Here is a 26,185-nt window from a genome sequence, read left to right as displayed (position 1 = left end):
TCTTCTTCGAGGATACCTCAATGGCTATTTCCGACACGCTCGCCGTCCGCATCATGGATGTCGTGACCGAGCATTCCCTTGACGGCAATATCGTGATGCTGGGCCGCCAGCGCTGGATCGGGCGCCGCCGCAAACGTTCGGCAGCGCTTTTTGACGAGACCCTTGAGAAGTATTTTCCGGGGCTGACCGAAGAGGATCTCAAGAACAGCGACAACCACTTCTGCGAGACCTTTTTCCAGAAGATCGGCTTTGATCAGGTCGACAGTATGGACGTGTCGGATTTCGAGGACGCTTCGATCGTGCAGGACCTTGCCGGGGAGCTTCCCGAAGAGCTGCACGGGCGCTTTGACGTGGTCTATGACGGGGGTACTTGCGAACATGTGTTCGACCTGCCCACCGCCTATCGCAACATCAACAGGATGCTCAAACCCGGTGGGGTTCTGATCGGCCATTCGCCCTGCAACAACTGGATCAACCACGGCTTTTACCAGATCACGCCCGAGATGGTGTACGGGTTTTGGGAGAAAACGCTGGGTTACGACGTGCTGCAATGCGCGCTCCAGCCGATGTTGCCGATGTTCGCGCGTCGTGTTGTGACCACGTCGAACCCGAACCAGACCGGCGTGCGCCCGCGCCTTCAGGGCAAGTTGCCCGAAGGTCCGGTCATCCTCACCTACGCCGTGCGCAAACCGCTCGAAGGGGCCGGGGACGGGAGCGAAAAGGTCTATCAGACCGACTACCAGAAACGCTGGGACGACAGCGCCGGGATCGCGGCGGAGTAATCCCTAGAGCTTGAAAGGCGCCATGCCCGCGCGGGCCAGCTCGTCCGCGCGCTCGTTCTCGGGGTGGCCGGCATGGCCCTTGACCCATTCCCAGGTCACGTTGTGACGCGCCTGTGCCGCATCAAGCCGTTGCCACAGGTCAACGTTCTTCAACCCGCCCTTCTTCTTCCACCCGTTGCGCTTCCAGCCGTGGATCCACTTTGTGATCCCGTCTTTCACATAGGCGCTGTCGGTGACGATGGTGATCGTGCTCGCCCGCTCCAGCGTTTCCAGCGCCGTGATCGCCGCCATCAGCTCCATGCGGTTGTTGGTGGTTTCCGGTTCACCGCCGGACAATTCCCGCTCTTTGAGCACGGTGTCCCCGTCCATGGCGCGCATCAGCACGCCCCAGCCGCCTGGGCCGGGATTTCCGGAACAGGCTCCATCAGTATAGGCAAAAAGATCAGGCACGGGCAGTCATCAGGATATAGGGGTCAACGCTTCCAGACAGTCCCTTGCCCTCTCCTGTCACGGCTTGCAATAGCGAAAACCCGGCCTTTTCCAGATGTTTGCGCAATTCCGCTTCCGAGTAATAGGCATAGAAGCGACCCAGACTGTCGCGTGCTTCGCCTTCACCCAGTTTCAGGCCCAGAAAAAGGCATCCACGGGGGCGCAGCGCGCGCTTGATCGCGCCGAGGTGGCGCGGGAAATGCGCCTTGGGCGCGTGCAACAGAGAAAAGCTGGCAAAGACCCCGTCATAGGCATCGGTTTCGGTCAGGTCGTCAAACGTGCCAAGGCGGGCGTCGATCCCGTTGGCGCGTGCAAGCTCCACGAATTCTGGTGTTGCATCCAGCGCGCTGACGCTCAGGCCGCGCTGCATGAGTTCCCTTGCCTGCAGGCCCGGACCGCAGCCCAGATCCAACACATGCGCTCCGGGGGAGAGCGCGGCACAGAACATGTTCAGCGCATCCTTTTGATCCTTGGACACCGGCAGGGCGGCGTAGTCACCATGTTTGCGGGCATAGACGCCAAGGGTTTCCTGATCGCTCATGCCCGCTCCAGTGCCAACCGCCCGGCCCGCGCGATCAGAAGGAAATGGGCAGAAATCATGAAATGTCCTTTCGGGCGCAGACTTTAGTACACGATGGTAATCGCAAGGCAGGTCACGACAACCGCCGTGAGCAACAGGCGCAGCCGCATCCACCAAGGCGGGGTCAGACCCCATTGATAAAAAGCGTAATCCAGAAGCAGCAATCCGGCAAAGCCGAACATAAGGTTGGTGGCGGCGCCAATCGGCCCGCCGCCAGTCATGAAAAACGCCCAAAGCGCCGGGATCGTCGACAGGACATAGCCGATGGCGGCGCGCGATCCCTCGACCTTGGTGGCAAAGCCCCAGAGCACGCCTGACATGAAGGCAAGGATCACCGAGCCATAAAAAAGCTGCACATACGGGCCGACAAAACGCGGCCCCAATTCCGAAGCGCCCCAGTCACGCCAGTCGGGCATTAGGATGGTCAACGCCCCCCAAACAAAGGGGATCAGCCCGGCAAGACCAAGAACAAGCGGTGCGGTGGGAATGCGGATCATGCGTCCAGATCCCTGAGCACGCGGGGCACCTTGAAATTCACCCGCTCGACCGCCGTTTCCACCTGCTCCACTGACACGTCGAACCGGTCGCGGAAGGCGTCGATCACCTCGTTGACCAGCACTTCCGGCGCGCTCGCCCCGGCGGTGATACCGACAGACCCCACGCCCTCAAGCGCGCGCCAGTCGATCTCGGTGGCGCGCTGCACAAGCTGCGAATAGGCGCAGCCGTTGTTTGCACCAACTTCGACAAGGCGCCGCGAATTCGATGAGTTGGGCGCCCCCACGACAAGGATCGCGTCCACCTTGGGCGCAATCGCCTTGACCGCTTCCTGCCGGTTGGTGGTGGCGTAACAGATGTCTTCTTTGTGCGGGCCGACAATATTGGGAAAGCGGCTTTGAAGCGCGGCGACGATGCCGATCGTGTCATCTACTGACAGCGTGGTCTGGGTGACAAAGGCCAGCTTGTTCGGGTCGCGCACCGAAATCGTGGCGACGTCTTCTTCGGTTTCTACCAGCACAACTTCGCCCTCGGGGAGCTGGCCCATGGTGCCGATGGTTTCCGGGTGGCCCGCATGGCCGATCATCACGATCTGCAAGCCGTTGTCGGAATGGCGCTCGGCCTCGATATGGACTTTGGACACCAGCGGGCAGGTGGCGTCGACATAGATCATCTCGCGCCGCTCGGCTTCGGCCGGGACCGACTTGGCAACGCCATGGGCGGAAAAGATCACCGGGCGGTCGTCGGGGCAATCGCCCAGTTCCTCGACAAACACGGCCCCCTTGGCGCGCAACCCGTCAACGACGAACTTGTTATGCACGATCTCGTGGCGGACATAGACCGGGGCGCCCCATTTCTGAAGCGCCATTTCCACGATCTTGATGGCGCGATCCACACCGGCGCAGAACCCGCGCGGGGCGGCGAGATGGATGGTCAGGGGGGGCTTGCTCATGGGACGTCCTCGCGGCTGTGCGTGCAAGACCTAGTGTCTCAGCGCGCTCACGTCCAGAGGCTTGACCTTCCAGTGCGGGAAGGGCGTAACCGAAGCAGAAATATGCGAGGAGTTTGACGATGAAACAGGCGGGCACGGCAGCGATTCTGGGAGGCGTCGCGTTGATAGCGACTGTCGGGGCAGGGGTAGCCGAGGGGTTTTTGCCCTATGAGAATACGGGCGCGGTGGCACGCGGTCAGGCTATCTATGACGAGAATTGCGCAAGCTGTCATGGCGCAAACCTGGAAGGGGAAGACAATTGGCGCGACCGTGGCGCAGACGGGTTGATGCCGGCCCCGCCCCATGATGAAAGCGGGCATACATGGCATCACCCGGATCAGGTGCTTTTCGTTATCACCAAGTATGGCACGGCCAAGGTGGTCGGGCAGGGCTATGAAAGCAACATGCCGGGATTCGAGGACGTGCTGAGTGATGAACAAATCCTCGAAGTGCTTGCCTATATCAAAAGCACTTGGCCCGCGCGTGTGATCGACATGCACAACGCGCGCAACGGCGGCTAGACCAGCCCGCCACGAAACCACAAAAGAAAACCGGGGCACGAGGCCCCGGTCCGGTCTTACTTGGCGCTGAACTCAACCTCGCGGTCGCGGTCCGGCATCGGATCACGCGGCGGGCGCCCGATCACTTCGCGAAGCCCTTCCAACTCGATGAAGTTGTCGGCCTGACGACGCAGCTCGTCCGAGATCATTGGCGGCTGGCTGCGAATGGTCGAAACCACCGAAACACGCACACCCTGGCGCTGCAGGCTCTCTACGAGCGGCCGGAAATCCCCATCTCCGGAAAACAGCACGATATGATCCACGCGCGGCGCAAGCTCCATGGCATCTACAGCCAGCTCGATATCCATGTTCCCCTTGACCTTTCGACGGCCTTGGGAGTCTGTGTACTCCTTGGCCGGCTTGGTCACCATGGTGAAGCCGTTATAGTGCAACCAGTCCACCAGAGGGCGGATCGGCGAATACTCGTCATTCTCCAGCAAGGCTGTGTAGTAGAATGCCCGAAGCAATTTGCCACGTCGCATGAATTCCTGCCGTAGCAGTTTGTAGTCGATATCAAAGCCCAGCGATTTCGCTGCGGCATACAGATTCGACCCATCTATGAACAGCGCAAGCCGTTCGTCCTTATAAAACATCAATAATGTCCTTTCTGACTCTGCCGTGCCTTGAAAGTCCCGTGAGTAAAATAGTGCAGGCACAGCAGCAGTTATAAGGTAAAGAAATTTGGCTTGCCTTCAAGCCGTGGATCGCCTTTTTACATGCGTACGTTACAAAAGGTTAACAAAAAGTGAATGAATGCGCGCTCTTAGCTCTTGGCGGCAACCTGCCAACTGATCTCGGCACGCCTGCCGAAACCATCGCCGCAGCGCTCAAACGGTTGAATGCGGGCAAGATTCGCCTTTGTGCGGTCAGCCGATTCTTCCAGACACCGTGTTTTCCCGAGGGCGCCGGCCCTGATTACGTGAACGCGGCAGTATCGGTGCGCACATCGCTTTCGCCCAAGGCTCTGTTGCAGGAGCTTCACGCCATCGAGGCTGATTTCGGACGCGCGCGCGAACAGCGCTGGGGCATGCGCACGCTGGATCTCGATCTGGTTGCGTATGGCGAAAAGGTGCTGCCTGACCCGGTGAGCCAAGCGCATTGGCGCGACCTTTCGATCGAAGACCAGAAGAAGAAGGCCCCCGACGACCTGATTCTCCCGCACCCGCGTCTGCAGGACCGCGCATTCGTGCTCGGGCCGCTTTGTGACATCGCTCCGAACTGGATTCACCCCTTGTTGGGCAAGTCCTTGCGCGAAATCTACGCCCAATTGCCGCAATCGGACCGGGAAGCGCTGGAACCCTTGTGAATCAGTGCTTGTCAAGGGGGTGAAAGCCCCTTACATACACGGCTTCCTATCCGATCCAAGAGAGTGGAGTGCCCCATGGCCCGCGTTACCGTAGAAGATTGCGTCGACAAGGTTCAGAACCGCTTTGAGCTGGTGATGCTCGCGGCCCACCGCGCGCGCGAGATTTCGGCCGGCGCCCCGATCACGCTGGATCGTGACAACGACAAGAACCCGGTCGTGGCCCTGCGCGAGATCGCAGAGGAAACCCAGACCGCGGAAGAGCTGCGCGAGCGCCTGATCGAGGAAAACCAGACCCAGATCGAGGTGGACGAGCCGGAAGACGACAAGATGGCTCTGCTGATGGGTGCCGAAAGCGATGCGCCTGCGGATGACGACATGTCCGAAGAAAAGCTGCTGCGCGCGCTGATGGAAGCACAGGGTCAGGGCTGACCCCCAAGAGAACCACAGGTAGGCACGCATGATCCCGGCAGACGACCTTGTCGATCTCATTCGCGCCTACAACCCCCGCACCAATGAAACGCTGATTCGCGCGGCCTATGACTATGGCCGCGACATGCACGAGGGGCAGTTTCGCCGCTCGGGCGAGCCTTATTTCACGCATCCCATCGAAGTCGCGATGATCCTGGCCGAACAGCATCTGGATGACGCGACGATCATCACCGCCCTTTTGCACGATACGATCGAGGACACCCAGGCGTCTTATGACGAGGTCGCGGGCAAGTTCGGTAACGAGGTCGCAGTGCTCGTGGATGGCGTCACCAAGCTGACCAACCTACAGCTCAGCTCGACCGAGACCAAGCAGGCCGAGAATTTCCGCAAGCTGTTCATGGCCATGTCCAAGGACCTGCGGGTTATCCTCGTCAAGCTGGCCGACCGCCTGCACAACATGCGCACGATCAGGGCGATGCGGGCCGAGAAACAGGTCCAGAAAGCGCGTGAAACCATGGACATCTATGCCCCGCTTGCCGGGCGCATGGGGATGCAGTGGATGCGCGATGAGCTGGAAGACCTTGCCTTCAAGGTTCTCAACCCCGAGGGGCGCGCCTCGATCATGCGGCGGTTCATCACGCTGCAAAAGGAAACTGGCGACGTGATCGAACGGATTACCGCCGACATGAAGAAAGAGCTGTATAACAACGACATCAATGCCGTTGTCGTCGGGCGTGCCAAGAAACCGTATTCGATCTGGCGCAAGATGCAGATGAAGGAACAGGGGTTTTCGCGTCTGTCCGACATCTATGGATTCCGTGTTATTACGGACAACGAAAACGATTGTTACCGGGTGCTTGGGGCGATCCATCAACGCTGGCGTGCCGTGCCGGGAAGGTTCAAGGATTACATCAGCCAACCCAAGTCGAACGGCTATCGTTCCATCCACACCACTGTGTCGGGCCGCGACGGGCGCCGGGTCGAAGTGCAGATACGGACGCACCAGATGCATGACGTGGCCGAATCCGGTGTTGCGGCGCACTGGTCCTACAAGGATGGCGTGCGGGGCGAAAACCCCTTTGCGGTCGACCCAGTGAAATGGATCAGCGGCCTGACCGAACAGTTTGACGCCGAGGAAGACCACGAGGATTTCCTCGAGGCGGTCAAGCTCGAGATGTATTCGGACCAGGTGTTCTGCTTCACGCCCAAGGGCGAGGTGGTGAAGCTGCCGCGCGGGGCGACCCCAATCGACTTTGCCTATGCCATTCACACCCGTATCGGTCATGCCTGTGTCGGCGCCAAGATCGACCACCAGCGGGTGCCGCTCTGGACGCGGATCAAGAACGGCCAATCGGTCGAGATCATCACTGCCGAGGGCCAGACGCCCCAGGCGACTTGGCTGGACATCGCAACCACCGGCAAGGCGCGTACCGCCATCCGCCGCGCCCTGCGCGAGATGGACCGCGAAAGGTTTGTCAGGCTGGGTGCGGAACTGGCCCGCGCCGCGTTCGAGCATGTCGGCAAGAAGTCGACCGACAAGGTGCTCGAGATCGCCGCCAAGAACCTGCGTTTCAAGGAAAAGGACGAGGTCCTTGCCCGGCTAGGCTCGGCCGAGCTGACGGCAGCCGAAGTGGTGCAAGCGGTCTATCCCGACCTGGCTCCAGAACAAAGCGACGAAGTGTCGGGTGAGCGCGCCGTCATCGGCCTGTCCCCGGATCAAAGCTTTCATCGGGCCCCCTGTTGCCAGCCCCTTCCGGGCGAGCGGATCGTGGGTATCACTTTCCGTGGCAAGGGGGTGGTGGTGCACGCCATCGATTGTGATTCTCTTGGCGATTACGAGGACCAGCCCCAGCGCTGGCTGGACCTGCATTGGCATGCGGGGCAGCACAAACCGATCTATACGGTTCAGATCTGGGTCACGATCGGCAATGACGCGGGCGTACTGGGACGTATTTGCACATTGATCGGAGAGCACGGGGCCAATATCTCGGATCTGGAGTTCGTGGACCGCAAGCCGGATTTCTATCGTCTTCTCGTCAGTGTCGATCTGAGCGATGCCAAGCATCTGCACAAATTGATGATGGCGCTCGAGGCGGAGTCGGATGTGGCAGAGATCGAACGCTATCGAAACCCCGAGAAGGCCCGCGCATCGTCCGAGGGCTGATCAGCAAAGGAAACGTCACCTGTGGTTTTCAAGCGCCGCGATAGAAGACCCCTCTACCAGGTGGTGGCGGAATTCTTCTATCCGCGTGGTGGCTGGACCCGGGCGTTCCACTATGTACGGCACCGTCTGCATCGTTTGCCGGGCACACCGGAATTCATCGCGCGCGGTATCTGGTGTGGTGTCTTCACCACCTTCACACCGTTTTACGGGCTGCACTTCGTGGTTGCGGCGATCCTCGCACGTGTGCTGTCGGGGAACCTTCTGGCGGCGCTGCTGGCCACGTTCTTTGGCAATCCGCTGACCTACCTGCCGATCGGGGTAATCTCGCTCAAGACCGGGCATTTCCTCTTGGGGACCGAGTTTCACGAGGGCGCGCATCAATCCCTGGCGGCGAAGTTTGCCAATGCCGGCGGGGATCTGTGGCACAATTTCTGGGCTGTGTTCAACGATGACACCCCCGACTGGACCGGGCTCTCCATCTTCTATGACGAAGTGTTCTTTCCCTACATGATCGGCGGCATCCTTCCGGGCATCATCGCGGGTACGATCGCCTATTACCTTTCGGTTCCCGTGATCCGCGCCTATCAGAAACGGCGTGTGACGCGGCTTCGCAAGAAGATGGAAAAGGCACGCGCCAGGGCCGCCGAGCAGGCAGCCCGTGCCGCGGCTTCTGAAAAGGCCAAGCGGTAAAGAAAGCGGTTTTCTTGCGCGCTTTGGCACCTTAGGGTCCGCATCACTGACCAATCAACAACGAGGGCTGTCACCATGCTGCGTCTTGGGGTGAATATCGATCATGTGGCCACCGTGCGGAACGCGCGGGGCGGGGCCTATCCCGATCCTGTCCGCGCTGCGCGTATGGCGGAAGAGGCCGGGGCCGATGGGATCACAGCGCATCTGCGCGAAGATCGCCGCCACATCCTTGATGCCGACATCGACGCGCTGATGGAGCACCTGACCGTGCCGCTCAATTTCGAGATGGCCGCCACCGACGAGATGCAGCAGATCGCCCTGCGCCACAAACCCCACGCGGTCTGCATCGTGCCCGAAAAGCGCGAGGAGAAGACCACCGAAGGCGGTCTGGAAGTGGCGCGCGAAGAAAACAAGCTGGCCCATTTCATCGCGCCCCTGCGCGAGGCGGGCTGCCGGGTGTCGATCTTCATAGCTGCCGACCGGCCCCAGATCGAGGCCGCCAACCGGATCGGCGCCGAAGTGATCGAACTGCACACCGGTGCCTATTGCGACTATCATGCCGAGGGCCGCTTCGAAGAGCGTGACGCCGAACTGGTCCGGCTGACCGAGATGGCTACCTTTGCCCACTCGCTTGGATTGGAGGTGCACGCGGGCCACGGGCTGACCTTCGATACGGTCAAACCCATCGCGGCCCTGCCCGAGGTGATGGAACTCAATATCGGCCACTTCCTGATTTCCGAGGCGATCTTCTCGGGAATTACCCCCGTGATTCACGAAATGCGCCGCCTGATGGACGAGGCCAGAGCAGATAGCGTCAAGGCATGAGGCGCGCATGATCCTCGGTGTGGGCACAGATCTGGCCAATATCGACCGTGTTGCGAACACGCTTGAACGGTTTGGCGACCGGTTCCGCAACCGGGTTTTCACCGAAGTGGAGCAGGCCAAGGCCGAGCGCCGCCGCGATACCGTGGGCACCTATGCCAAGCGTTGGGCCGCCAAAGAGGCGTGTTCCAAGGCGCTGGGCACCGGCCTGCGCATGGGGATCAGCTGGAAGGACATGTATGTCTCGAACCTTCGCACCGGGCAGCCCGTCATGCACGTCACCGGCTGGGCCAAGACACGTCTCGACGACATGACGCCGCCGGGGCACGAGGCCATTATCCACGTCACCCTGACCGACGATCACCCATGGGCACAGGCCTTTGTTGTGATCGAAGCCCGTCCGATCCAATCGACGCCGGGTTGACACCCAGCGCGCCGCCCCTCATGTAACGCGCCAAAGCGCAACCGGAGAGACAGACATGGCAGACAAGGCCAAGAAGAAAGACGGAGGCATCGTCGAGACGATCAAGACGATCGTCTATGCCCTGCTGATCGCGGGCGTCTTCCGCACTCTGTTCTTTCAGCCCTTCTGGATTCCCTCCGGGTCGATGAAGGACACGTTGCTGATCGGGGATTTCCTGTTCGTCAACAAAATGACCTATGGCTATTCCTACGCCTCCTGCCCATCGATCCGCATCCCCGCCGTGGGCATCAATATCGACGCCAAGAACCTCTGCGGCTGGCTGGATGGCGACAACACCCGCATTCTGGGCGGTGAACCCGAGCGCGGCGATGTCGTGGTTTTCCGCCACCCGGTCACCGGGTTTGACTTCATCAAACGCCTGATCGGCCTGCCCGGCGACAAGGTTCAGATCATCGCCGGCGTGGTGCATATCAACGGTGAAGCGGTGAAGCTTGAAGATGGCGGCCTGTTCGAAGAAACCGCAGGCCCGCAGGGCCCGCAACGCCTGCGCCCGCGCTGTGAAAACGGCCCCGTGGGTGATGGCGGTCTCTGCGTGAAGTCGCGCCAGATCGAGACACTGCCGGGCGGGGTCAGCCACGCGATCCTCAACATCACCAATCAGGGCTCGGACAATACCGGTGTCTACACCGTCCCCGAAGGCCATTATTTCTTCATGGGTGACAACCGAGACAACTCGACCGACAGCCGTGTGCCGCAGGCCGCGCGCGGGGTGGGGTTCGTACCGTATGAAAACCTGATCGGCCGCGCGGATCGCATCATGTTCTCTTCTGCGGGCAAGTCGATGTTTGCCTTCTGGACTTGGCGTTCGGACCGTTTCTTCAAGGGCATCTATTGAAGCTTTCCGCCGACCTCCAGGCGCTCGAAGCGCGGCTTGGCCACACGTTCTCCCGGCCAGACCTCCTCGTGCGCGCGGTGACGCATTCCTCGCGCTCCTCTACAACGCGCGAAGACAACCAACGCCTCGAATTTCTGGGCGACCGGGTGCTTGGCCTCGTGATGGCCGAGGCGCTTCTGGCCCATGACCGCGGCGCTTCCGAGGGCCAGCTTGCCCCGCGCTTCAACGCGCTGGTGCGCAAGGAAGCCTGTGCCGAAGTGGCCGCCGAGATCGACCTTGGCGCGGCGTTGAAACTGGGCCGCTCCGAGATGATGTCAGGTGGGCGACGCAAGCAGGCGCTCCTGGGCGATGCGATGGAGGCCGTGATTGCCGCCGTCTACAAGGATGCCGGGTTCGAGGTCGCGCGCGATCTGGTGCTGCGCCTGTGGGGCAAGCGCATTCAGACGGTCGAGGCTGATGCCCGCGACCCCAAGACCTCCCTTCAGGAATGGGCGCAGGGGCGGGGGTTGAACCCGCCAAGCTACATCATGCTGTCCCGCTCCGGCCCCGATCACGCACCCGTTTTCACCATCGCCGTGCGGCTCGATACCGGACAGGAAGCCCAGGCGCGTGACGGCTCCAAGCGCAAGGCCGAACAGGCCGCTGCCAAGGCGCTGCTGGACAAGCTGACGGGCTGATCCCGGCGTTTCCAACCGTGCCCTATGTCGGTCGGGTACCACCCTGCGCGAGGTACTGGCTCTTTTGCGGCAAATGCTCTAAATGCTCTGAGCTGCTAGTACAGGAACACCCCATGACCACACGTGCCGGATTCGTCGCCCTGATCGGAGAGCCCAACGCCGGGAAATCCACGCTCACCAACCAGATGGTGGGTGCCAAGGTGTCGATTGTGACCCACAAGGTTCAAACCACCCGCGCCCGTATTCGCGGCGTGGCGCTTGAAGGTGACAGCCAGATCGTGTTCGTGGACACGCCCGGCCTGTTCCGTCCGCGCCGCCGGCTGGACCGCGCGATGGTGGCCGCGGCATGGGGCGGGGCTGCCGATGCCGACATCATCGTCCTCATGGTCGAGGCACATCGCGGCATCACGCAGGGCGTTGAAACCATTCTTGAACGGCTCGAAGAGATCGGCACCGGGCGCAAGATCGCGCTGGCCATCAACAAGATTGACCGCGTGAAATCCGAAGCGCTTCTGGCGCTGACCAAGGATCTGAACGAACGCTTTCCCTTTGCGGAAACCTTCATGATCTCCGCCGAGAAAGGCCATGGCTGTGACACGTTGCGCAAATGGCTGGCTGAGGAATTGCCCGAGGGGCCATGGCTTTACCCTGAGGATCAGATCGCCGATCTGCCCATGCGCATGATCGCGGCCGAGATGACCCGCGAAAAGCTGACCCTGCGCCTGCATCAGGAACTGCCCTACCAGCTCACCGTCGAGACCGAGAACTGGGAAGAGCGCAAGGACGGCTCGGCGCGCGTGGATCAGATCATCTATGTCATGCGCGACGGGCACAAGGGCATCGTGCTGGGCAACCGGGGCGAAACCATCAAGGCCGTGTCCAAGGCCGCGCGCGAAGAGCTCTCCGAGTTTCTGGGGCGCAAAGTACACCTATTCCTGCAGGTCAAGGTGCGGCCCAACTGGCTTGATGAAAAGGAACGCTATTCGGAAATGGGTCTGGACTTCAGCGACGGAAACGCATGACCGCCAAAAGGAACCATGTGACCGAAGCAATCGCACAGAGCACCATCGTGACACGGACCGGTGTCTTGAATGCCGGGTCTATGGCGCCGCTAAAGTCCATGACCACCAGCGCCAGCATGGTCAGTCCAAGAAACCGGGTTCCCTTGGGGGTTTGAAATTGCTCGTTCATCGGTCCTGTCGATCCTCTTGGCTCTTGCGGCCCCCTCGGTATCGGACAGTCTTGCCCAAGGATGGTTACCATGAAGTTAACGGCTGAGTTCTGGGTGCAGGCCTATCTCGCGCGGCTGCGCCTGAATGACATCCCGGCCTTTGTCGTGGCGCATGGCGATGACACGGCGGGCGCGGTTCTGGTCAAGCTCAACACGCTTGACGGACAGGCCAAGGTTTTCCAGCGCAGTTTTGACCTGATGACAGGGGAACGAAACTGGATGGTGCTGGCCGAAGGCGACGAGGTCGAGGTTGACGCATCATTGGCCCGGCAACGCAGCTTTGACACCGATGTCTGGGTAATCGAGGTTGAGGACCGCCGAGGCCGCCACCTGCTGGACGAGCCGGGGCTGTCGGATTGATTCACGGCCGGGCCCTGTTAGATTAACCTTCCGACATCAGGGATCCGACACATGGACTGGCGCGACCAAGGCATCGTTCTTTCCACCCGCAAGCACGGCGAAACTTCGGTCATTCTCGACATGTTTACCGCAGAACACGGGCGCCATGCGGGCGTCGTGCGCGGAGGGATCAGCCGCAAGATGACCCCGATCTTGCAACCGGGCGGGCAGCTTGACGTGGCTTGGCGCGCCCGCCTCGAGGATCATATCGGCGCTTACACTGTTGAACCCCTGCGCTCGCGCGCCGCCGTGCTCTCGGATCGCATGGCGCTTGCCGGGCTGAATGCGGTCACGGCGTTGCTGACCTTCTGCCTGCCCGAACGCGAACCCCATCCCCGGCTTTACGCGCGCACCGAACCGCTCATGGATCTCTTGGGACAGAACGAGATCTGGCCGCTGGCCTACCTGCGCTGGGAGCTGGCCTTGCTCGAAGAGCTGGGCTTTGGGCTGGACCTCTCCACCTGCGCCGTGACCGGGGCCACCGAAGGGCTGGTCTATGTTTCTCCGAAATCCGGGCGCGCGGTTTCCGCCCAAGGGGCCGGTGAGTGGGCGGATCGCCTTCTGCCTTTGCCAGATTGCCTGCGCGGCGCAGGCGCAGCGCCGGACACGCAAGTCATCCTGGCCCTGAAAACGACTGGTTACTTCCTCAAGGAGAAGCTGGCGCCCGAATTGGGCCACAAACCTCTGCCAGAGGCACGCGACAGGTTTGTCGATCTCTTCAGCCGCCGGTCACAGCCGTGAAAAGCATCTCGCGCTTGGCGTCATTGCTCAGGATCAGCCGCGTTCCCGACACTTCGGACAAGCTCATCTCCTGAAGGGTCGCGAAAAAGCTCTGCTCATCAGTAAGCTTGTCGCAATAGATCTCTGTCGCCACAAACCGTTCCAGTGCGAACCACGGGTAGGGCGCGCTCTGGCGGGCCGCAAATTCGTTGCATGGCCCCGTCCCGGCCACCTGGCCATCCGTCGCAAACGAAAGCGTCGCGACATAGGACACGGGCATGCCGTCAATGCTGCTCAACTGCCAGACATGATCCGCGCCCCCATAGGCGGCAACGGTTTCATTGCGCACACAGGCAACAGCAAGCAAAAGTGCAGAAAACGTCAGAAACAGGCGCATGGCCTATTCGTAAAGCGCGAGGATCAGATCGACCAGAGTTCCAAGCGGAGCGTCATTCACTTCTCCGTCACGACGGCTCAGTTCCGCCATGCCAAGGTTGGCGGCATAGAGAATGCGCGACAGCTCGGGATTTGACAGGCCATTTTCGCTCAGCGCGGCAGTCAGCTGGGTCAGGCGCAGAGCGTCCACCCGCGCCACGGCTTCGGCCACAAAGTCATTGTCATGCGCCCAGGCCCGGATCGCAGGCTCAAGCCGCATGCCATTTGCCGAATCGCCATTGCCGATCGTCGCAATCTGGCTCAGGTGGCGCAGTTTTTGCGCGGCGGTCGAGTCTTCGGCCAAAGCGGCCTCGATATCGAGCAGCGCCTGACGTTCCCACTGTTCCAGCATGGCAGCGTGGAAAGCCGGTACATCCTTGAAATGCCAGTAAAACGACCCCTTGGTCGTCTTCAGTCGACGCGCCAATGACTCTGCCTTGAGCGCGGCCGGACCCTGCTCCAGCAGGGCGTCAAACCCGGCGGCAATCCAAAGGTCGGGAGAAAGGCGCGTTGCAGTCATGCCCCAAGGGTTACGTCGCGCCAAGTTATTTTGCAAGTGCAGCATTGTCGCGCTGCATCGCAGCATTTCATCGGAGCGGCTTTCCTGCATCACCTGCGCGCACCTGCCTGCCGCGCCAATTCCTACAAAGAACTTAAGCGCGTTGCCTTCATCTTGTGATTTACGGCCGAATCCCGGCGGGACACCGACGCAATACCGACGTGATACCGACGTGATACTGCACCGGTAAAACCGCCTACTTTCAGGCATTTACCATATTTCATAACGGGAAAGCGCAATCGCCCCGCGCAACACCAGTCGGCATCGCACGGGGCGGCATCTTCACATCCTGTTAAGCGGGCTTAGCCCAGCAGGCGGCGGGCAATCACCTGTGCCTGTATTTCCGCCGCACCTTCAAAGATATTGAGGATACGCGCGTCACACAGGATCCGGCTGATCTGGTATTCGAGTGCGAATCCGTTGCCGCCATGAATCTGCAGCGCGTTATCCGCACTGGCCCATGCCACGCGGGCACCAAGCAGTTTCGCCATACCCGCTTCAAGGTCACAACGCTGGCCGTGGTCCTTTTCCCAGGCGCTGAAATAGGTCAGCTGACGGGCGACCATGATCTCGACCGCCATCATCGCCAGCTTGCCTGCAACCCGCGGGAAGTGGATCAGCGGCTTGCCGAATTGCTTGCGGTCATTGGCATACTGCATGCCGACCTCAAGCGCGTTCTGTGCCACACCAATGGCGCGGGCGGCGGTCTGGATACGCGCGGCTTCAAAGGTTTTCATCAGTTGCTTAAAGCCCTGACCTTCGACGCCACCCAAAAGGTTTTCACCTTTGACCTTGAACCCGTCAAAGCCCAGCTCGTATTCCTTCATGCCGCGATAGCCCAGAACCTCGATCTCGCCACCGGTCATGCCTTCGGTGGGGAAGGGGGTCTCGTCGGTGCCCGGTGTCTTTTCTGCAAGGAACATTGACAGGCCGCGGTGATCGGTCGTGTTGGGATCGGTGCGCGCCAAAAGGGTCATTACATGGGTCCGTGCCGCGTGGGTGATCCACGTCTTGTTGCCCGTAACCTCCCAGTCACCCTCGGCATTTTTGACCGCGCGGGTGCGCAGACTGCCAAGGTCCGACCCGGTGTTCGGTTCGGTGAACACGGCGGTCGGCAGGATCTCGGCGCTGGCCAGTTTCGGCAGCCACTGCTGTTTCTGTTCCTCGGTGCCGCCCGCTTCGACCAGCTCGGCCGCGATCTCGGAACGGGTGCCCAGCGAGCCCACACCGATATAGCCCCGCGACAGTTCTTCGGAGACCACCACCATCGACGCCTTGGAGAGGCCGAGCCCACCATATTCCTCGGGAATGGTCAGGCCGAACACGCCCATCTCGCCCAGTTCCTCGATGATTTCCATCGGGATCAGTTCGTCGTTCAGGTGCCATTCATGGGCATTGGGAACCACACGTTCGTCCGCGTAGCGGCGGAACTGTTCGCGGATCATTTCCAGCTCTTCGTCCAGACCGGTTGCGCCAAAGGTCGCGTGGCCCGCGTTGTCCTGCATCAGATCGACAAGACGCATACGAGCGGCCTGGCTGTTGCCCTGTTGGCAAAGGGTCATGATTTCGGGCGCCATAAGGCCGCGGGTCTCGTCTTGCGTCAGGCCCAGATCCTGCAGGCGCACGATCTCGTTCTGGCTCATGGGGATGCCGCCACAAATCTGCCAGAGGTATTCGCCAAAGGCGATCTGGTGGATCAGCTGTTCCATTTCCCCGAACTTGCCGTCCGCCTGAAGACGCTCGGCCCAGGCCTGCATCTGTTGCAGCGACTGCACGTAGGTTGCCAGCCATGCAAGACCATGCGCGGCCGACTGATTTTCTTCGATCAGCTTTCCGGAAACTTTACCATTTTCGGATACGGTCTCGCGTACGCGGTCTTTGGCGGTTTCCAGAATCGCTTCCACCGGGGCTACCGCCGCACCGGTCAGGGAAAGCAAATCGGGGAGAATTACGGCATTTGTCATCGTCAGGTCCTGTCCATCATGGGCCATGAATCATGTTCCTCTTTTTCTGCAGTGTGACATATTTCTTTTGCAGGTGCAGCGCAACATAAATACGAATGCTGCGCCGGTTTTGTTCGTTTGTTGCGCGTTAAAGATTTTGCGCCTATGGGGATTACGCCCTATAGCAAACCATGGATGCAATTCTGACCCACCTTGGCCCAATGCTTCTTCTCACGGCCCTGCTGATCGCGGTTTTTGCCGGGATCATCAAGGGGATGGTGGGGTTCGGGATGCCCATGGTTCTGGTGTCTGCCCTGTCAACCTTCCTGACCCCTGACTGGGCCCTTGCCGGGTTGATCCTTCCGACGGTGGTGACAAACGGCATGCAGGCCCTGCGCCAGGGGCCGCGTGCCGCGCTGCACTCGGTCGTGAGGTTCCGCACCTTTCTACTGGTCGGTGCGGTGGCGCTGGTGATCTCGGCCCAGTTCGTGCGGGTGCTGCCGCAAAACGCCTTCCTTCTTCTGATTGGCTTGCCCGTGACTGCGTTTGCCGCGATGCAGTTGTTCGGCGTGACCATCGCGCTGTCCAAACCGTCCCGCCGGGTCGAGGCGGTGATTGCCACGATCGCTGGCGGGATCGGGGGCGTCTCCGGTGTCTGGGGACCACCCACAGTGGCGTATCTGACCGCGCTTGGCACCGAAAAGGCCGAGCAAATCCGCGTGCAGGGCGTGATCTACGGACTGGGGGCGGTACTCTTGTTCTTTGCCCATATTGGTTCCGGCGTGCTGCGCGGTGACACGGCGATGTTCTCGCTGATGCTGGTACCCCCCGCGATCCTCGGAATGTGGCTTGGCGGACGGATCCATGACCGCATCGACCAGGCGACGTTTCGCAAGGCCACGCTTCTGGTGCTCACCATTGCGGGACTGAACCTGATCCGGCGAGCTTTGGTTGGCTAGACCGATCCCCCTTGCCCGCCCTGTGCCACGCGATAGGATGGCGCAACGCCAGAGGAAGGACCGCCTGTGAAACGGATCGATACATCTATGCGTATCTCGGCGGTCAGCCTCGCGGTGATCGCCACGATTGCCATAGGGTGGGTGCTGAAAGAAGCCCAGCCGATCTTGGTGCCCATTGTGCTTGGTGCGCTGGTCGCGTTTCTCATGGATGGCATTTCCAACCTGCTCTCGCGCATCCCGCTCTATTCCCGGGTCATCCCGGCCTGGCTGCGCATGACCATGGCAACGTTCGTGTTGTTTGTCGTGCTGACCGTTGGCGTGGCGTTCTTTGCCCGCAACCTTGAACCGGTCGTGCGCGCCATCCCGCAATACGCAGAGTCCCTTTCCGGCATTCTCTCGGCTTTCGCCGCTCGTTTCGACTATGAGCTTGAGGTGACATGGCAATCGCTTGACCGGTTGGTTTTCGACAATGTCGACCTGCAGGCGCTCATTCGCTACACGGTCAACTCGCTCAGCTATTCCGCCGGCTACTTGGCGCTGGTGTTTCTTTACGCCATCCTGTTCCTGATCGAACGTGAAAGCATTGCCACCAAGCTTCAGGTTGTCGTGCCCGATGCGGAAAGCCGCCAGACGGTCTGGCGCACGATTGACCTGATCACGGATCAGATCGGCACCTATTTCACCACAAAGACGCTGATCAATGCCGTGCTGGGCGTGATCTGCTATGTCATCTTCCTGTTGTTCGGGGTCGAGTTCGCCGCCTTTTTCGCCGTGCTGACAGCGGTGTTCAACTATATTCCCTATGTTGGAAGCTGGATCGCGATGGCCCTGCCCATGCTGTTTGCAATCGGCGATTTCGGATTGGGCCTCAAGGCGGTACTGTTGTTTAGCGCCCTGAGCGTCACGCAATTCGGGGTGGGGTATTTCTGGGAGCCCCGTTTGATGGGGCGTTCCATGAACCTCTCGCCGGTTATCGTGATGGTGTCCCTTGCCGCATGGACGGCGATCTGGGGGCCGATCGGGGCAATCCTTTCGGTGATCCTGACTTCGGGGATCATGACGATCATGTCGTTCTTCCAAACGACGCGGCCATTGGCGGTTTTGTTGACCAATAACGGTCAGGTTCCCAGCGAAGTGGACGATTGAAACGCGCGTCAGGCGGCGTTTACCTTGTCATACCAGGCCAGAAGCGCGTCGATATCCGGGGCGACACAGCTCGCTTCGCCATCCGAAAACTCTTCAAAAACGGGTGCGTTAAGCGGGTTTGTCCCGGCAATGACCGTGGCGCCGCTGGCCGCAGCTTCGGCCAGAAGGTCGCGAAATCCGCGCCCCTCGGCCTCTTGCTTGCCGAATTTATTGAGCAGGAAAACGTCGTAAGACGTTGCCATGGAGCGCTCGACCTCGGCCACCGCTGCGGCCATGGCGTTTGGGTCAAGCCGGCATCCGCGCGCCTCTTTGCCTAGGAACTGCGAAATGCGGATCATCGGTCCGTCCGGCAGGACCTGCACATCCATGTCACATTTCTGATCGGTTTCGCAGCCGCTGTTGATCTGGACAATGCCGCGGGTTCTGAGGCCGCGCGCCTCGAGCCGTTGCGCGAGATCGGCCAGCAACAGATCCAGTTCGCCGCGCCCGTGCGCCATGGTGTAAGCAATTTTTAGCATATGTCGTAGATAACCTTGAGTGCTGCCGTGTTCAATCGCGCTTTAACCCCGTGAGCGAACGCGGCAACAGGCGCCCAAGCAGGGCGACAAGAAAGGCGGTGCTGACACCGAAACACAAAATCCCGGTGACGCCACCAAAGGCTCCGAACACGCGGAAGGCGATAGGCAGGACAATGTCCCCGTATCCCACGGTCGTATATGTCACCAAGGAAAAGTATATGGCGTCAAACCAATAGGTGATCGCCCCCATGCGCATCAGCGTCCCCGCCCAGATCCACACATGGATCGTATGGGACAGCACGATCATGCCGAACGCGAACAGCACGATGATCGACACGCGCAATGAAGGCAGCCGTTCTTCGAGCGCGACGCCCAGACGTTCGAGAAGCCGAATGCTCAGGGACAGCATTCCGACGTGAATGACGGCACAGATCCCCAGCAGGACCGATCCCCAAAACAGTTGGTCGATTTGTCCCACGGCCCGCCCCTCTTGCCTGATCGTTGACACACAGTAGTGGCGCGGGCCGCATGGCTTCAAGCCGTGATTTCAACGTTTCACCGTGCCATCTGCGACCCAGCCATCAAAGATGCGCAGAACCGTCTCACTGAACAGGGCGTCGTTGATGTGCGCGTCGAGCGGTACGTAATCGACCGTTTCGGGCATTGCGGCTTCGATCTCTTCGACAAAGGCGGCAAGGCCTGGCGCGTCATGCAGGTCAGCGCCGGGCCGATCCCATTCGTTGCAGCCGCCCTTGGGCATGATGAAGGTCGTCGGCCCCTTGGCCGTGGCCAGTTTCTCGCAATGCGCCCGCGCCACTGCGCGGCGCTCTTCGTTATCCAGCACCACGGACTTCAAAAGCCGGTTGTGGTCATGCGCAGGCTTTTCGCTCATCTGGTCGGGGAGCGGTTTCCAGCCCACAAGGTCAACCAGATCATAACAGGCAGGGGCCACGATCTGCGGTGTGGCGCTGGCCCCGGCATTTGTCAGCCGGTCGGCCCCGGCAGACAGTCCACCCATCAGGTGGTTGCCCACTTCCTGCGTCGCGAAATCCATGACACAGGCAAAGGCCCCCTCTGCAGCCAGTGACTCAAAGGCCCTCCCGCCCATTCCCGTTGCGTGGAATACGGCGACCTCGAAACCGCGCTCCTCGAGCGCAGGTTTGAGCGTGACCATGTAATGCAAAATGGTTTTCCCGAATGAAGTCATCCCGATCAAGGGTTTGTCCCCTTTGGGTCTTTCCACGGCGCGGGCAGCGCCGAGCACGGCACCCGCCGCCTGCGACAGAGACGATTTGCAAACCGAGTTCAACCCGTAGAGACCTCCGGCCCACAGGATCATCTGTATATCCGCCGCAAGTCGTTCCGGCGGCAGAAGCTGTGAGAAGCTTACCGTCGAGACCACGTATTTCGGGACACCCAGCGGAAGCGCCTGGCACACGTCCAGCGCCAGGTCGGTCCCCATGGTGCCTCCAAGCACGACAACGCCATCCACCTTGCCCTCGCGATAAAGCCGCAGGGCGAGGAGCGACGCGCCTTGTGCCATGATTTGCATGGCGATGTTTTCGTCGCCCGAGTCGATTGCGGCCTGGATCGAGCTTCCGCCCTCTTCGGCGACATCATGTTTCGAATAATCCGTCGGCTGCGAGGGATCGCCCAGCACGCTCACATCCATCGACTGCACGTTGCCGCCCTGACTCCGGATACAGTCGCACATATAGTTCAATTCATCGTCCTTGGTGTCGTAGGTGCCGACAACGAGAATGGTTTTTTCCTGGCTCATGATGGTCTCCCTTCCAGGTAGGTATTGGCCAAGCTTGTGGCCCTAGCGATCATTCGATTCGAGCGGGTCTCGCCGCCGGGTTCATGCAGGCGCGGGATGATCCAGCCCACGTAAGTCAAGGCGCGCAGGAGAAGCATGAGATCAAGCTCCGCCGCCGGGATGGCACGTCGCGCGGCGTATCCGCCACTCAAGGCGGTTCGTATGTCGCAGAAGTCGCTGCGTTCGACGTAACGCAGCAGAAATGTAGCAAGTTCGAAAGAGCGGTATCCGATCGCGCAATCGTCAAAGTCGAGAATGCCAAGACCGTCGTTCCACAGCAGGATGTTCTCGGTCAAAAGGTCCGCATGGATTAGGCCTGCATCGGCTTCCAGCGCATGAAGGTCTAGAGAGGCGCGGGATCGGGTCTTTAGCAGGAGGTTTTTTTGGTCTGGTGAAAGGTGCGGGTGTTCCCAGAAGCGCCCCCAAAGAGGATTTTCCCCTAATAAGGCGTCCGCGGTCCAGTTGGGGCGGACAAAGGCATTGGGACAGTCCCAGTTGTCGGTGAGATCGTGAAGGCGCGCCATTTCTCGCCCCACCATCCGGGCGATTTGTGTGGGGGAACCCTCACTAATCTCCGAGCCCTCTCCGATTGGTGTGCCGTCGAGCCATGTCAACAGGCTGACGTGGATGGTCCCAATTTTCGCCAGGTATGAGCCGTCGTGGGTCGGGATTGGTGCCGGGACATGCAGGCCTTGCTGGGACAGGTACATCATCCAATCGAGTTCCGAGACCAGTTCGGGCGCTGTGCGATAACCCGGGCGGTGCAGGCGTAGTGCGTATTTCGTTGCGCCCTGTCGCACAGCGTAGACATGGTTCTCGCGTTGCGCGAGCAGTGAGACGTCTGCCCCCTGCAACCCCCAGAAAGGCAGGGCCTGTTGCACGACGGGATCGGTCATGGAGCAAGCGGCGTTTCGGTCAGCGCCTCGTCCAGACGCTCCAGCATCAGATCCGCGTTCTCTCGTGAAAACGGAAGCGGCGGGCGGATTTTAAGAGCATTATAGTGGATGCCAAGAAAGTTCAGCAGAACGCCTTTGCGGCGCATCGCGTTAGCAATTTGTTTGGTGAAGGCTGTGGCAGGTACGCGCGACTCTCGGTCGAGGACAAGTTCAGCGCCGAAGAATAATCCCGAACCACGTACATCCCCGATACAGGAGTGGGTTTCCGCCAATTTGCGCAACCCGCCGCGGGCATAGTCGCCGACGGCGCGTGCGTTTTCCATCAGGCCTTCGTCCTGCACGATACGCAAAGTTGCCCGGGCGGCGGCGGCAGAGACGGGGTTGCCGCCAAAGGTGTTGAAATATCGAAAGTTCTTTCGGAATGCCGCCATGATTTCAGGGCTTGTAACGACGCCGCCAACCGGGTGCCCGTTCGCCATGGGTTTGCCCAAGGTGACGACATCAGGCAAGAAGCCTGCCTTCTGGTGCCCCCACAAATCAGTGCCGAGGCGGCCAAACCCGGGTTGGACTTCGTCAGCGATGATGATGCCCCCCGCCTTGCGCACGGCGTCAATCGCAGGCCGTAGAAAGCCCTTTTCCAGCGTTGGGAAACCTTCATTGGCGAAGTAGGGACAAATGATGAGGGCCGACAGTTGATGTCCGCGCTCCTGAAGCTCCGCAATGGCGCGCTCGATTTCTGCTGCAAAAGCTTGCGCATGAGCCTGTCCACCTACGCCGCCCAAGGGGCGATAGCTGTCAGGGGCAGGGACAAAGGCGACATTGTTCCAGCGATCGGGTGGCGGATTGGTGCATGAGAGTTGCGACACCGCCATGGTATTGCCGTGATAGGTATGATCGGTGGCAATCACACCGGTGTTGCCGGTGATGCCCCGCGCCATGCGCAGAGCAATGTCGTTTGCCTCGGATCCTGTGCAGGTCATGATGGCGGTGTTGAGCGGATCGTCGAATGTGTCGGTCAGGTCCTCGACATAGTCCAGAATGCCTTCGTGCAGATAGCGTGTGTGGGTATTGAGGGTGGAGGCCTGTTTGCAGATTGCCTCGACAACTTTCGGATGGCAGTGCCCCACATGGGGGACGTTGTTATAGCAATCGAGGTATTGTCGCCCGTCTGCGTCCCAGACCCAAACGCCTTCGCCGCGCACGATATGAACGGGGTCGTCATAGAATGTACTGACATTGGGGCCGAGCAGTTTCGCGCGGCGGTCAACCAGTGTTTGCGTCGCGGTCATAGCTTGATCCAGGCGGTTTTCAGGTCGAGGTATTTGTCCATCGCATGCAGGGACTTGTCGTGCCCGTTGCCAGATTGCTTCATCCCCCCCAGCGGCACGGTCGCGTCTGTGCCTCCGTAAGTGTTCACGTGCACCACGCCCGACCGGATGCCCGCAACCATGTTGTGCGCGCGGCTGAGATTGCTGGTCCAGACTCCGGCGGCAAGACCATAATCGGTGCCATTGGCAAGAGCGACGGCCTCGGCGTCGGTTTTGAAGGTCTGCACGCTCAGTACCGGGCCAAAGACCTCGTTCTGCGCGATCCGGTCTTGCGGCCCCACATCGGTGACAATGGTGGGTTCCATGTAATAGCCACCGGTTTCCTCAAGGATGCGGTTGCCGCCAAGCGCGATGGTGTTGCCCTCGCTGCGGGCACTGTCGATGAAACCAAGGTTGCCCTCCAACTGTCGCAGGGAATTCACGGCCCCGACATTGGTCGTGAGGTCAAGCGGATCGCCGACCTTGAGTTGACGGGCATGATGCGCGATGCGTTCGACAAAGGTGTCATGAATGCTCTCTTCGACCAGAAGGCGCGACCCGGCGACACAGACCTGCCCCGAGTTTCGGAAAATCCCCCCGGCAGACACCATGGCAGCCTCTTCGAGGTCCGGGGCGTCGGCAAAAACGATATTCGGGGACTTTCCCCCAAGCTCCAGATAGACCCGTTTGAGGTTGGACCGGGCGGAGTATTCCAAAAGGCGGCGCCCAACCGGGCCGGAGCCGGTGAAGACCAGCACATCGACATCCATCGACATGGCGAGGGCTTCACCCGCGACGGCACCAGAGCCGGTCACCACGTTGAGAACGCCGTCAGGCACACCGGCTTCGGCGGCCAGTTCGGCCAGTTTCAGCAGCGAAAGTGAGGCAGTTTCGGCGGGTTTCAGAACCACGGAATTGCCTGCAGCCAAGGCGGGCGCCAGCTTCCACGCGCCGATCATCAGGGGGAAGTTCCAGGGCACGATGGCACCGACCACACCCACGGGTTCCTTGTGGACGAGGCCCAGTGTTCCGGGGGCCGTCGGGGCGATCTCACCGTATATTTTATCAATGGATTCAGCGTAGTAGCGGAATGTGCCCGCGGCCGAGCCGGGTTCTGCCTTGAGCGCCATGTTAAGTTCGGTGCCATTGTCACGCACACCCAGAACCGCCAGTTCCAGCGCATGTTTCTCGATGAGGTCCGCCAATCGGTGCAGAACCTTCTTGCGCGCGGCAGGGGCAATGCGCGACCAGCGACCATCTTCAAAAGCCGTACGGGCGGCGGCAACAGCGCGATCCACGTCGGATGCCGAAGCGCTCGCAAGCGTTGTCAGCGTTTGTCCGTCGATCGGGGATTGTACTTCAAGTGTTTCTCCCGAACCTTCCTGCCACGTTCCCGCAACAAAAAGCTTTTGCGGCGGAAGAGGTGCATGCCGAAGTTCGTCGATGCGTGCTTGGTCGACCATTTGGCCTCCTTGAGGTCTTTGCGGTCCTTCAGGACGCGCATGAAATGCAGAATGAGAACGCCCACGATCATCAGGAACAAAATCATGGCGATGGGGCGATCAATGAAGTCGAACGGAGTTTTGACCCGTGCCATGCCGGCGCGTAGCTTCACCTCCATGATGCCGCCCAGAACCATGCCTAGGATGATCGGGACTGCCGGAAGTGACAGGCGTTTCAGGACAAATCCGAAGATGCCGAATGCCGAGGCAATCAGGCAATCTGTAACCGAGTTGCGCAAGGAATAGACCCCGACAAAGCTGAGCACGAGGATGCAGGCGCCGAGGAAGCGGTTCGGGATTTTTACGACCTTGATCAGGTGGTTGGTGGCAAAGAGCAGGAAGATCAGCACCAGCACGTTGAGCAGCAGAAGTGCAATGTAAAGCGCGACGACAAAGTCCATCTGGTTCTGGAACAGTTGCGGGCCGGGCACCACGTTGTGCACGTAGAATACGCTGAGCATCATTGCCGTGAGCGCTTCGCCCGGAATGCCAAGCGCAAGCAGCGGAACCATGGCGGCGGCCGGTACTGCGTTGTTGGCCGTTTCGGCAGCAATCAGGCCCTCGGAAGAGCCGTGGCCGAAATCCTGCGGGCGTTTTGATGTTTTCTGGGCGTAGGTGTAACTCAGGAACTGTGCCGTGAATTCACCGACGCCGGGGATCATGCCCATGAGGACGCCAAAGGTGCCCGAAACGCCTGCGACACGGGGGTGGCGGGCGAGTTCGCGCAGGCCCTGAAATAGGCCGCCACGCAGTTTTGTGATGCGGGTTTTCTCGTCCTCGCCCTGTAAGAGATAGAAGGCCTGGGACAGGGCGAAAAGGCCGAGCACAACGACGATCAGGTTGACGCCGGATGAAAGGAAGGATTGATCGAAAGTGTAGCGTTTCGAATACTTTACAGCTTCGAGTCCCACAGTATTCAGGAAGATGCCGAAACAGGCCAATGCCGCCGCGATCAGGGATTGGCCGCGATGGGCAATGATCACGAGAATAATGCCGAGAAGGGCCGCAAGGAAGATCTCGCGGCTGCCAAACATGGGGGCGATCTTGGCGAGGATCGGGGCAAACAGGATCAGGCAGACGACAGAAAAAACACCGCCGAAAAAGGATGCGGAATAGGCCAGTGACAGGGCACGGCGGGCTTCGCCGCGCGCTGTCATGGGGTAGCCGTCATAGGTGGTCAGGGCGTTGACGGCCGTGCCGGGGGTGTTGATCAGGATCGCGGGGATCGAGCCGCCATACATCGAGCTGCCATAGATGCCAAGTAGCACGGTCAGACCGACGATCGGGGCCATCGAAAACGTCGCAGGCAGCAGGATCGCAATGGCAACGGCCGGGCCGACACCGGGGATAGCGCCAATCAGAACGCCGCCCACGGATCCCGCAAGCAGGGCAAGCAGAACGTCCCAGCGGGCAAGAATGTCGATGGAGGAAAGAATGAGGTCCATGA

General features: G+C 60.4%; 31 protein-coding genes. 15 read left to right on the top strand and 16 right to left on the bottom strand.

Annotated features, from left to right (window positions below):
- Positions 1-20: 20 nt before the first annotated feature.
- The gene (locus tag ACS3QZ_RS12340) at positions 21-782 is read left to right on the top strand and encodes a class I SAM-dependent methyltransferase (protein WP_456038092.1); all 762 of its coding nucleotides are present in this window, start codon (positions 21-23) and stop codon (positions 780-782) included.
- Between the two features lie 3 nt (positions 783-785).
- Here ACS3QZ_RS12340 and rnhA read toward each other — a convergent pair whose 3' ends face one another.
- From rnhA to ispH, 4 genes are all read right to left on the bottom strand, one after another.
- A complete protein-coding gene (gene rnhA / locus ACS3QZ_RS12335; protein ID WP_456038091.1) occupies positions 786-1,232 on the bottom strand; it encodes a ribonuclease HI in 447 nt (148 codons plus the stop codon).
- Positions 1,225-1,812, bottom strand: coding sequence for a class I SAM-dependent methyltransferase (locus ACS3QZ_RS12330; protein WP_456038090.1), 588 nt, complete (start codon positions 1,810-1,812; stop codon positions 1,225-1,227). Before ACS3QZ_RS12330 ends, rnhA begins: the two co-directional genes overlap by 8 nt.
- Positions 1,813-1,895: 83 nt before the next feature.
- Positions 1,896-2,348, bottom strand: coding sequence for a DUF3429 domain-containing protein (locus ACS3QZ_RS12325; RefSeq protein WP_456038089.1), 453 nt, complete (start codon positions 2,346-2,348; stop codon positions 1,896-1,898).
- Positions 2,345-3,298, bottom strand: a complete 954-nt coding sequence (gene ispH / locus ACS3QZ_RS12320) for a 4-hydroxy-3-methylbut-2-enyl diphosphate reductase (RefSeq protein WP_456038088.1) — start codon at positions 3,296-3,298, stop codon at positions 2,345-2,347. The genes ACS3QZ_RS12325 and ispH overlap by 4 nt, the downstream gene beginning before the upstream one ends.
- Before the next feature lie 119 nt (positions 3,299-3,417).
- On the opposite strand from ispH, the gene ACS3QZ_RS12315 reads away from it, so the two are divergent.
- Positions 3,418-3,858: a c-type cytochrome gene (locus ACS3QZ_RS12315; RefSeq protein ID WP_456038087.1), complete on the top strand. Its 441-nt coding sequence runs from the start codon at positions 3,418-3,420 to the stop codon at positions 3,856-3,858.
- 56 nt (positions 3,859-3,914) lie between these two features.
- On the opposite strand, the gene ACS3QZ_RS12310 is transcribed toward ACS3QZ_RS12315, so the two are convergent.
- A complete protein-coding gene (locus ACS3QZ_RS12310; RefSeq protein ID WP_093091510.1) occupies positions 3,915-4,490 on the bottom strand; it encodes a LabA-like NYN domain-containing protein in 576 nt (191 codons plus the stop codon).
- Between the two features lie 152 nt (positions 4,491-4,642).
- On the opposite strand from ACS3QZ_RS12310, the gene folK reads away from it, so the two are divergent.
- The 9 genes from folK (at position 4,643) to era (ending at position 12,326) form a co-directional block, all read left to right on the top strand.
- Positions 4,643-5,203 (top strand): 2-amino-4-hydroxy-6-hydroxymethyldihydropteridine diphosphokinase, encoded by a 561-nt coding sequence (folK, locus tag ACS3QZ_RS12305; protein ID WP_456038086.1) that lies wholly within the window; start codon positions 4,643-4,645, stop codon positions 5,201-5,203.
- Positions 5,204-5,278: 75 nt separating this feature from the next.
- Entirely contained in the window at positions 5,279-5,632 is a 354-nt protein-coding gene (gene rpoZ / locus ACS3QZ_RS12300) for a DNA-directed RNA polymerase subunit omega (RefSeq protein WP_093091506.1), read from the top strand.
- Positions 5,633-5,660: 28 nt separating this feature from the next.
- Positions 5,661-7,796 carry a RelA/SpoT family protein gene (locus tag ACS3QZ_RS12295; RefSeq protein ID WP_456038085.1) on the top strand — a complete coding sequence of 712 codons (2,136 nt, stop codon included), beginning with the start codon at positions 5,661-5,663 and terminating at the stop codon, positions 7,794-7,796.
- A gap of 21 nt (positions 7,797-7,817) precedes the next feature.
- Positions 7,818-8,486: a DUF2062 domain-containing protein gene (locus ACS3QZ_RS12290; protein ID WP_456038084.1), complete on the top strand. Its 669-nt coding sequence runs from the start codon at positions 7,818-7,820 to the stop codon at positions 8,484-8,486.
- Positions 8,487-8,561: 75 nt separating this feature from the next.
- Positions 8,562-9,311 (top strand): pyridoxine 5'-phosphate synthase, encoded by a 750-nt coding sequence (locus tag ACS3QZ_RS12285; RefSeq protein WP_456038083.1) that lies wholly within the window; start codon positions 8,562-8,564, stop codon positions 9,309-9,311.
- Positions 9,312-9,318: 7 nt separating this feature from the next.
- The gene (acpS, locus tag ACS3QZ_RS12280) at positions 9,319-9,732 is read left to right on the top strand and encodes a holo-ACP synthase (protein ID WP_456038082.1); all 414 of its coding nucleotides are present in this window, start codon (positions 9,319-9,321) and stop codon (positions 9,730-9,732) included.
- Between the two features lie 55 nt (positions 9,733-9,787).
- Positions 9,788-10,627 (top strand): signal peptidase I, encoded by an 840-nt coding sequence (gene lepB, locus ACS3QZ_RS12275; RefSeq protein ID WP_093091496.1) that lies wholly within the window; start codon positions 9,788-9,790, stop codon positions 10,625-10,627.
- On the top strand, positions 10,624-11,304 hold the full coding sequence (rnc, locus tag ACS3QZ_RS12270; RefSeq protein ID WP_456038081.1) for a ribonuclease III: 681 nt from the start codon (positions 10,624-10,626) through the stop codon (positions 11,302-11,304). The genes lepB and rnc overlap by 4 nt, the downstream gene beginning before the upstream one ends.
- A 113-nt stretch (positions 11,305-11,417) precedes the next feature.
- Positions 11,418-12,326 carry a GTPase Era gene (era, locus tag ACS3QZ_RS12265; RefSeq protein WP_456038080.1) on the top strand — a complete coding sequence of 303 codons (909 nt, stop codon included), beginning with the start codon at positions 11,418-11,420 and terminating at the stop codon, positions 12,324-12,326.
- Here era and ACS3QZ_RS12260 read toward each other — a convergent pair.
- Entirely contained in the window at positions 12,307-12,495 is a 189-nt protein-coding gene (locus ACS3QZ_RS12260; RefSeq protein WP_456038079.1) for a hypothetical protein, read from the bottom strand. The genes era and ACS3QZ_RS12260 overlap by 20 nt on opposite strands.
- A 70-nt stretch (positions 12,496-12,565) precedes the next feature.
- Here ACS3QZ_RS12260 and ACS3QZ_RS12255 point away from each other — a divergent pair, with 70 nt between their 5' ends.
- Both ACS3QZ_RS12255 and recO read left to right on the top strand, forming a co-directional pair.
- A complete protein-coding gene (locus ACS3QZ_RS12255) occupies positions 12,566-12,895 on the top strand; it encodes a DUF1491 family protein (protein WP_456038078.1) in 330 nt (109 codons plus the stop codon).
- Between the two features lie 51 nt (positions 12,896-12,946).
- A complete protein-coding gene (gene recO, locus ACS3QZ_RS12250; RefSeq protein ID WP_456038077.1) occupies positions 12,947-13,675 on the top strand; it encodes a DNA repair protein RecO in 729 nt (242 codons plus the stop codon).
- Here the strand turns inward: recO and ACS3QZ_RS12245 are convergent.
- From ACS3QZ_RS12245 to ACS3QZ_RS12235, 3 genes are all read right to left on the bottom strand, one after another.
- Entirely contained in the window at positions 13,653-14,051 is a 399-nt protein-coding gene (locus ACS3QZ_RS12245) for an META domain-containing protein (protein WP_456038076.1), read from the bottom strand. The two genes, recO and ACS3QZ_RS12245, sit on opposite strands and share 23 nt — an antisense overlap.
- A gap of 3 nt (positions 14,052-14,054) precedes the next feature.
- Positions 14,055-14,609, bottom strand: a complete 555-nt coding sequence (locus ACS3QZ_RS12240; protein WP_456038075.1) for a TetR/AcrR family transcriptional regulator — start codon at positions 14,607-14,609, stop codon at positions 14,055-14,057.
- 341 nt (positions 14,610-14,950) lie between these two features.
- Positions 14,951-16,639, bottom strand: coding sequence for an acyl-CoA dehydrogenase family protein (locus ACS3QZ_RS12235; RefSeq protein ID WP_456038074.1), 1,689 nt, complete (start codon positions 16,637-16,639; stop codon positions 14,951-14,953).
- Between the two features lie 143 nt (positions 16,640-16,782).
- Here ACS3QZ_RS12235 and ACS3QZ_RS12230 point away from each other — a divergent pair, with 143 nt between their 5' ends.
- Entirely contained in the window at positions 16,783-17,550 is a 768-nt protein-coding gene (locus tag ACS3QZ_RS12230; RefSeq protein ID WP_456038073.1) for a sulfite exporter TauE/SafE family protein, read from the top strand.
- Positions 17,551-17,616: 66 nt separating this feature from the next.
- A complete protein-coding gene (locus tag ACS3QZ_RS12225; RefSeq protein ID WP_456038072.1) occupies positions 17,617-18,696 on the top strand; it encodes an AI-2E family transporter in 1,080 nt (359 codons plus the stop codon).
- An 8-nt stretch (positions 18,697-18,704) separates the two neighbouring features.
- Here the strand turns inward: ACS3QZ_RS12225 and ACS3QZ_RS12220 are convergent, their stop codons facing one another.
- The 7 genes from ACS3QZ_RS12220 to ACS3QZ_RS12190 form a co-directional block, all read right to left on the bottom strand.
- Positions 18,705-19,214: a DUF2478 domain-containing protein gene (locus ACS3QZ_RS12220; protein WP_093091478.1), complete on the bottom strand. Its 510-nt coding sequence runs from the start codon at positions 19,212-19,214 to the stop codon at positions 18,705-18,707.
- A 31-nt stretch (positions 19,215-19,245) separates the two neighbouring features.
- Complete coding sequence (locus tag ACS3QZ_RS12215) at positions 19,246-19,692, bottom strand: potassium channel family protein (RefSeq protein WP_093091476.1); 447 nt, start codon at positions 19,690-19,692, stop codon at positions 19,246-19,248.
- 69 nt (positions 19,693-19,761) lie between these two features.
- A complete protein-coding gene (locus ACS3QZ_RS12210; RefSeq protein ID WP_456038071.1) occupies positions 19,762-20,994 on the bottom strand; it encodes a Tm-1-like ATP-binding domain-containing protein in 1,233 nt (410 codons plus the stop codon).
- Positions 20,991-21,929 carry a phosphotransferase enzyme family protein gene (locus ACS3QZ_RS12205; RefSeq protein WP_456038070.1) on the bottom strand — a complete coding sequence of 313 codons (939 nt, stop codon included), beginning with the start codon at positions 21,927-21,929 and terminating at the stop codon, positions 20,991-20,993. Before ACS3QZ_RS12205 ends, ACS3QZ_RS12210 begins: the two co-directional genes overlap by 4 nt.
- Positions 21,926-23,218, bottom strand: coding sequence for an aspartate aminotransferase family protein (locus ACS3QZ_RS12200; RefSeq protein ID WP_456038069.1), 1,293 nt, complete (start codon positions 23,216-23,218; stop codon positions 21,926-21,928). Before ACS3QZ_RS12200 ends, ACS3QZ_RS12205 begins: the two co-directional genes overlap by 4 nt.
- Positions 23,215-24,582 carry an aldehyde dehydrogenase gene (locus ACS3QZ_RS12195; RefSeq protein WP_456039339.1) on the bottom strand — a complete coding sequence of 456 codons (1,368 nt, stop codon included), beginning with the start codon at positions 24,580-24,582 and terminating at the stop codon, positions 23,215-23,217. Before ACS3QZ_RS12195 ends, ACS3QZ_RS12200 begins: the two co-directional genes overlap by 4 nt.
- Positions 24,564-26,183, bottom strand: a complete 1,620-nt coding sequence (locus ACS3QZ_RS12190; RefSeq protein WP_456038068.1) for a tripartite tricarboxylate transporter permease — start codon at positions 26,181-26,183, stop codon at positions 24,564-24,566. The genes ACS3QZ_RS12195 and ACS3QZ_RS12190 overlap by 19 nt, the downstream gene beginning before the upstream one ends.
- Between the last annotated feature and the right edge of the window lie 2 nt (positions 26,184-26,185).

Source organism: Shimia sp. W99 (assembly GCF_053851455.3).
Note: the sequence above shows the minus strand (reverse complement) of the source record. Positions and strands in the feature narration are given on the sequence as shown.

Coding starts and splice junctions, on each gene's coding strand:
- acpS (WP_456038082.1), top strand. CDS start 9,319: ATGATCCTCGGTGTGGGCACAGATCTGGCCAATATCGACCGTGTTGCG.
- recO (WP_456038077.1), top strand. CDS start 12,947: ATGGACTGGCGCGACCAAGGCATCGTTCTTTCCACCCGCAAGCACGGC.
- ACS3QZ_RS12260 (WP_456038079.1), bottom strand. CDS start 12,495: ATGAACGAGCAATTTCAAACCCCCAAGGGAACCCGGTTTCTTGGACTG.
- ACS3QZ_RS12325 (WP_456038089.1), bottom strand. CDS start 2,348: ATGATCCGCATTCCCACCGCACCGCTTGTTCTTGGTCTTGCCGGGCTG.
- ACS3QZ_RS12210 (WP_456038071.1), bottom strand. CDS start 20,994: ATGAGCCAGGAAAAAACCATTCTCGTTGTCGGCACCTACGACACCAAG.
- ACS3QZ_RS12230 (WP_456038073.1), top strand. CDS start 16,783: ATGGATGCAATTCTGACCCACCTTGGCCCAATGCTTCTTCTCACGGCC.
- ACS3QZ_RS12285 (WP_456038083.1), top strand. CDS start 8,562: ATGCTGCGTCTTGGGGTGAATATCGATCATGTGGCCACCGTGCGGAAC.
- ACS3QZ_RS12220 (WP_093091478.1), bottom strand. CDS start 19,214: ATGCTAAAAATTGCTTACACCATGGCGCACGGGCGCGGCGAACTGGAT.
- ACS3QZ_RS12240 (WP_456038075.1), bottom strand. CDS start 14,609: ATGACTGCAACGCGCCTTTCTCCCGACCTTTGGATTGCCGCCGGGTTT.
- ACS3QZ_RS12235 (WP_456038074.1), bottom strand. CDS start 16,639: ATGGCCCATGATGGACAGGACCTGACGATGACAAATGCCGTAATTCTC.
- ACS3QZ_RS12330 (WP_456038090.1), bottom strand. CDS start 1,812: ATGAGCGATCAGGAAACCCTTGGCGTCTATGCCCGCAAACATGGTGAC.
- ispH (WP_456038088.1), bottom strand. CDS start 3,298: ATGAGCAAGCCCCCCCTGACCATCCATCTCGCCGCCCCGCGCGGGTTC.
- lepB (WP_093091496.1), top strand. CDS start 9,788: ATGGCAGACAAGGCCAAGAAGAAAGACGGAGGCATCGTCGAGACGATC.
- ACS3QZ_RS12255 (WP_456038078.1), top strand. CDS start 12,566: ATGAAGTTAACGGCTGAGTTCTGGGTGCAGGCCTATCTCGCGCGGCTG.
- era (WP_456038080.1), top strand. CDS start 11,418: ATGACCACACGTGCCGGATTCGTCGCCCTGATCGGAGAGCCCAACGCC.
- ACS3QZ_RS12295 (WP_456038085.1), top strand. CDS start 5,661: ATGATCCCGGCAGACGACCTTGTCGATCTCATTCGCGCCTACAACCCC.
- ACS3QZ_RS12190 (WP_456038068.1), bottom strand. CDS start 26,183: ATGGACCTCATTCTTTCCTCCATCGACATTCTTGCCCGCTGGGACGTT.
- ACS3QZ_RS12245 (WP_456038076.1), bottom strand. CDS start 14,051: ATGCGCCTGTTTCTGACGTTTTCTGCACTTTTGCTTGCTGTTGCCTGT.
- rpoZ (WP_093091506.1), top strand. CDS start 5,279: ATGGCCCGCGTTACCGTAGAAGATTGCGTCGACAAGGTTCAGAACCGC.
- ACS3QZ_RS12205 (WP_456038070.1), bottom strand. CDS start 21,929: ATGACCGATCCCGTCGTGCAACAGGCCCTGCCTTTCTGGGGGTTGCAG.
- ACS3QZ_RS12315 (WP_456038087.1), top strand. CDS start 3,418: ATGAAACAGGCGGGCACGGCAGCGATTCTGGGAGGCGTCGCGTTGATA.
- ACS3QZ_RS12310 (WP_093091510.1), bottom strand. CDS start 4,490: ATGTTTTATAAGGACGAACGGCTTGCGCTGTTCATAGATGGGTCGAAT.
- ACS3QZ_RS12340 (WP_456038092.1), top strand. CDS start 21: ATGGCTATTTCCGACACGCTCGCCGTCCGCATCATGGATGTCGTGACC.
- ACS3QZ_RS12200 (WP_456038069.1), bottom strand. CDS start 23,218: ATGACCGCGACGCAAACACTGGTTGACCGCCGCGCGAAACTGCTCGGC.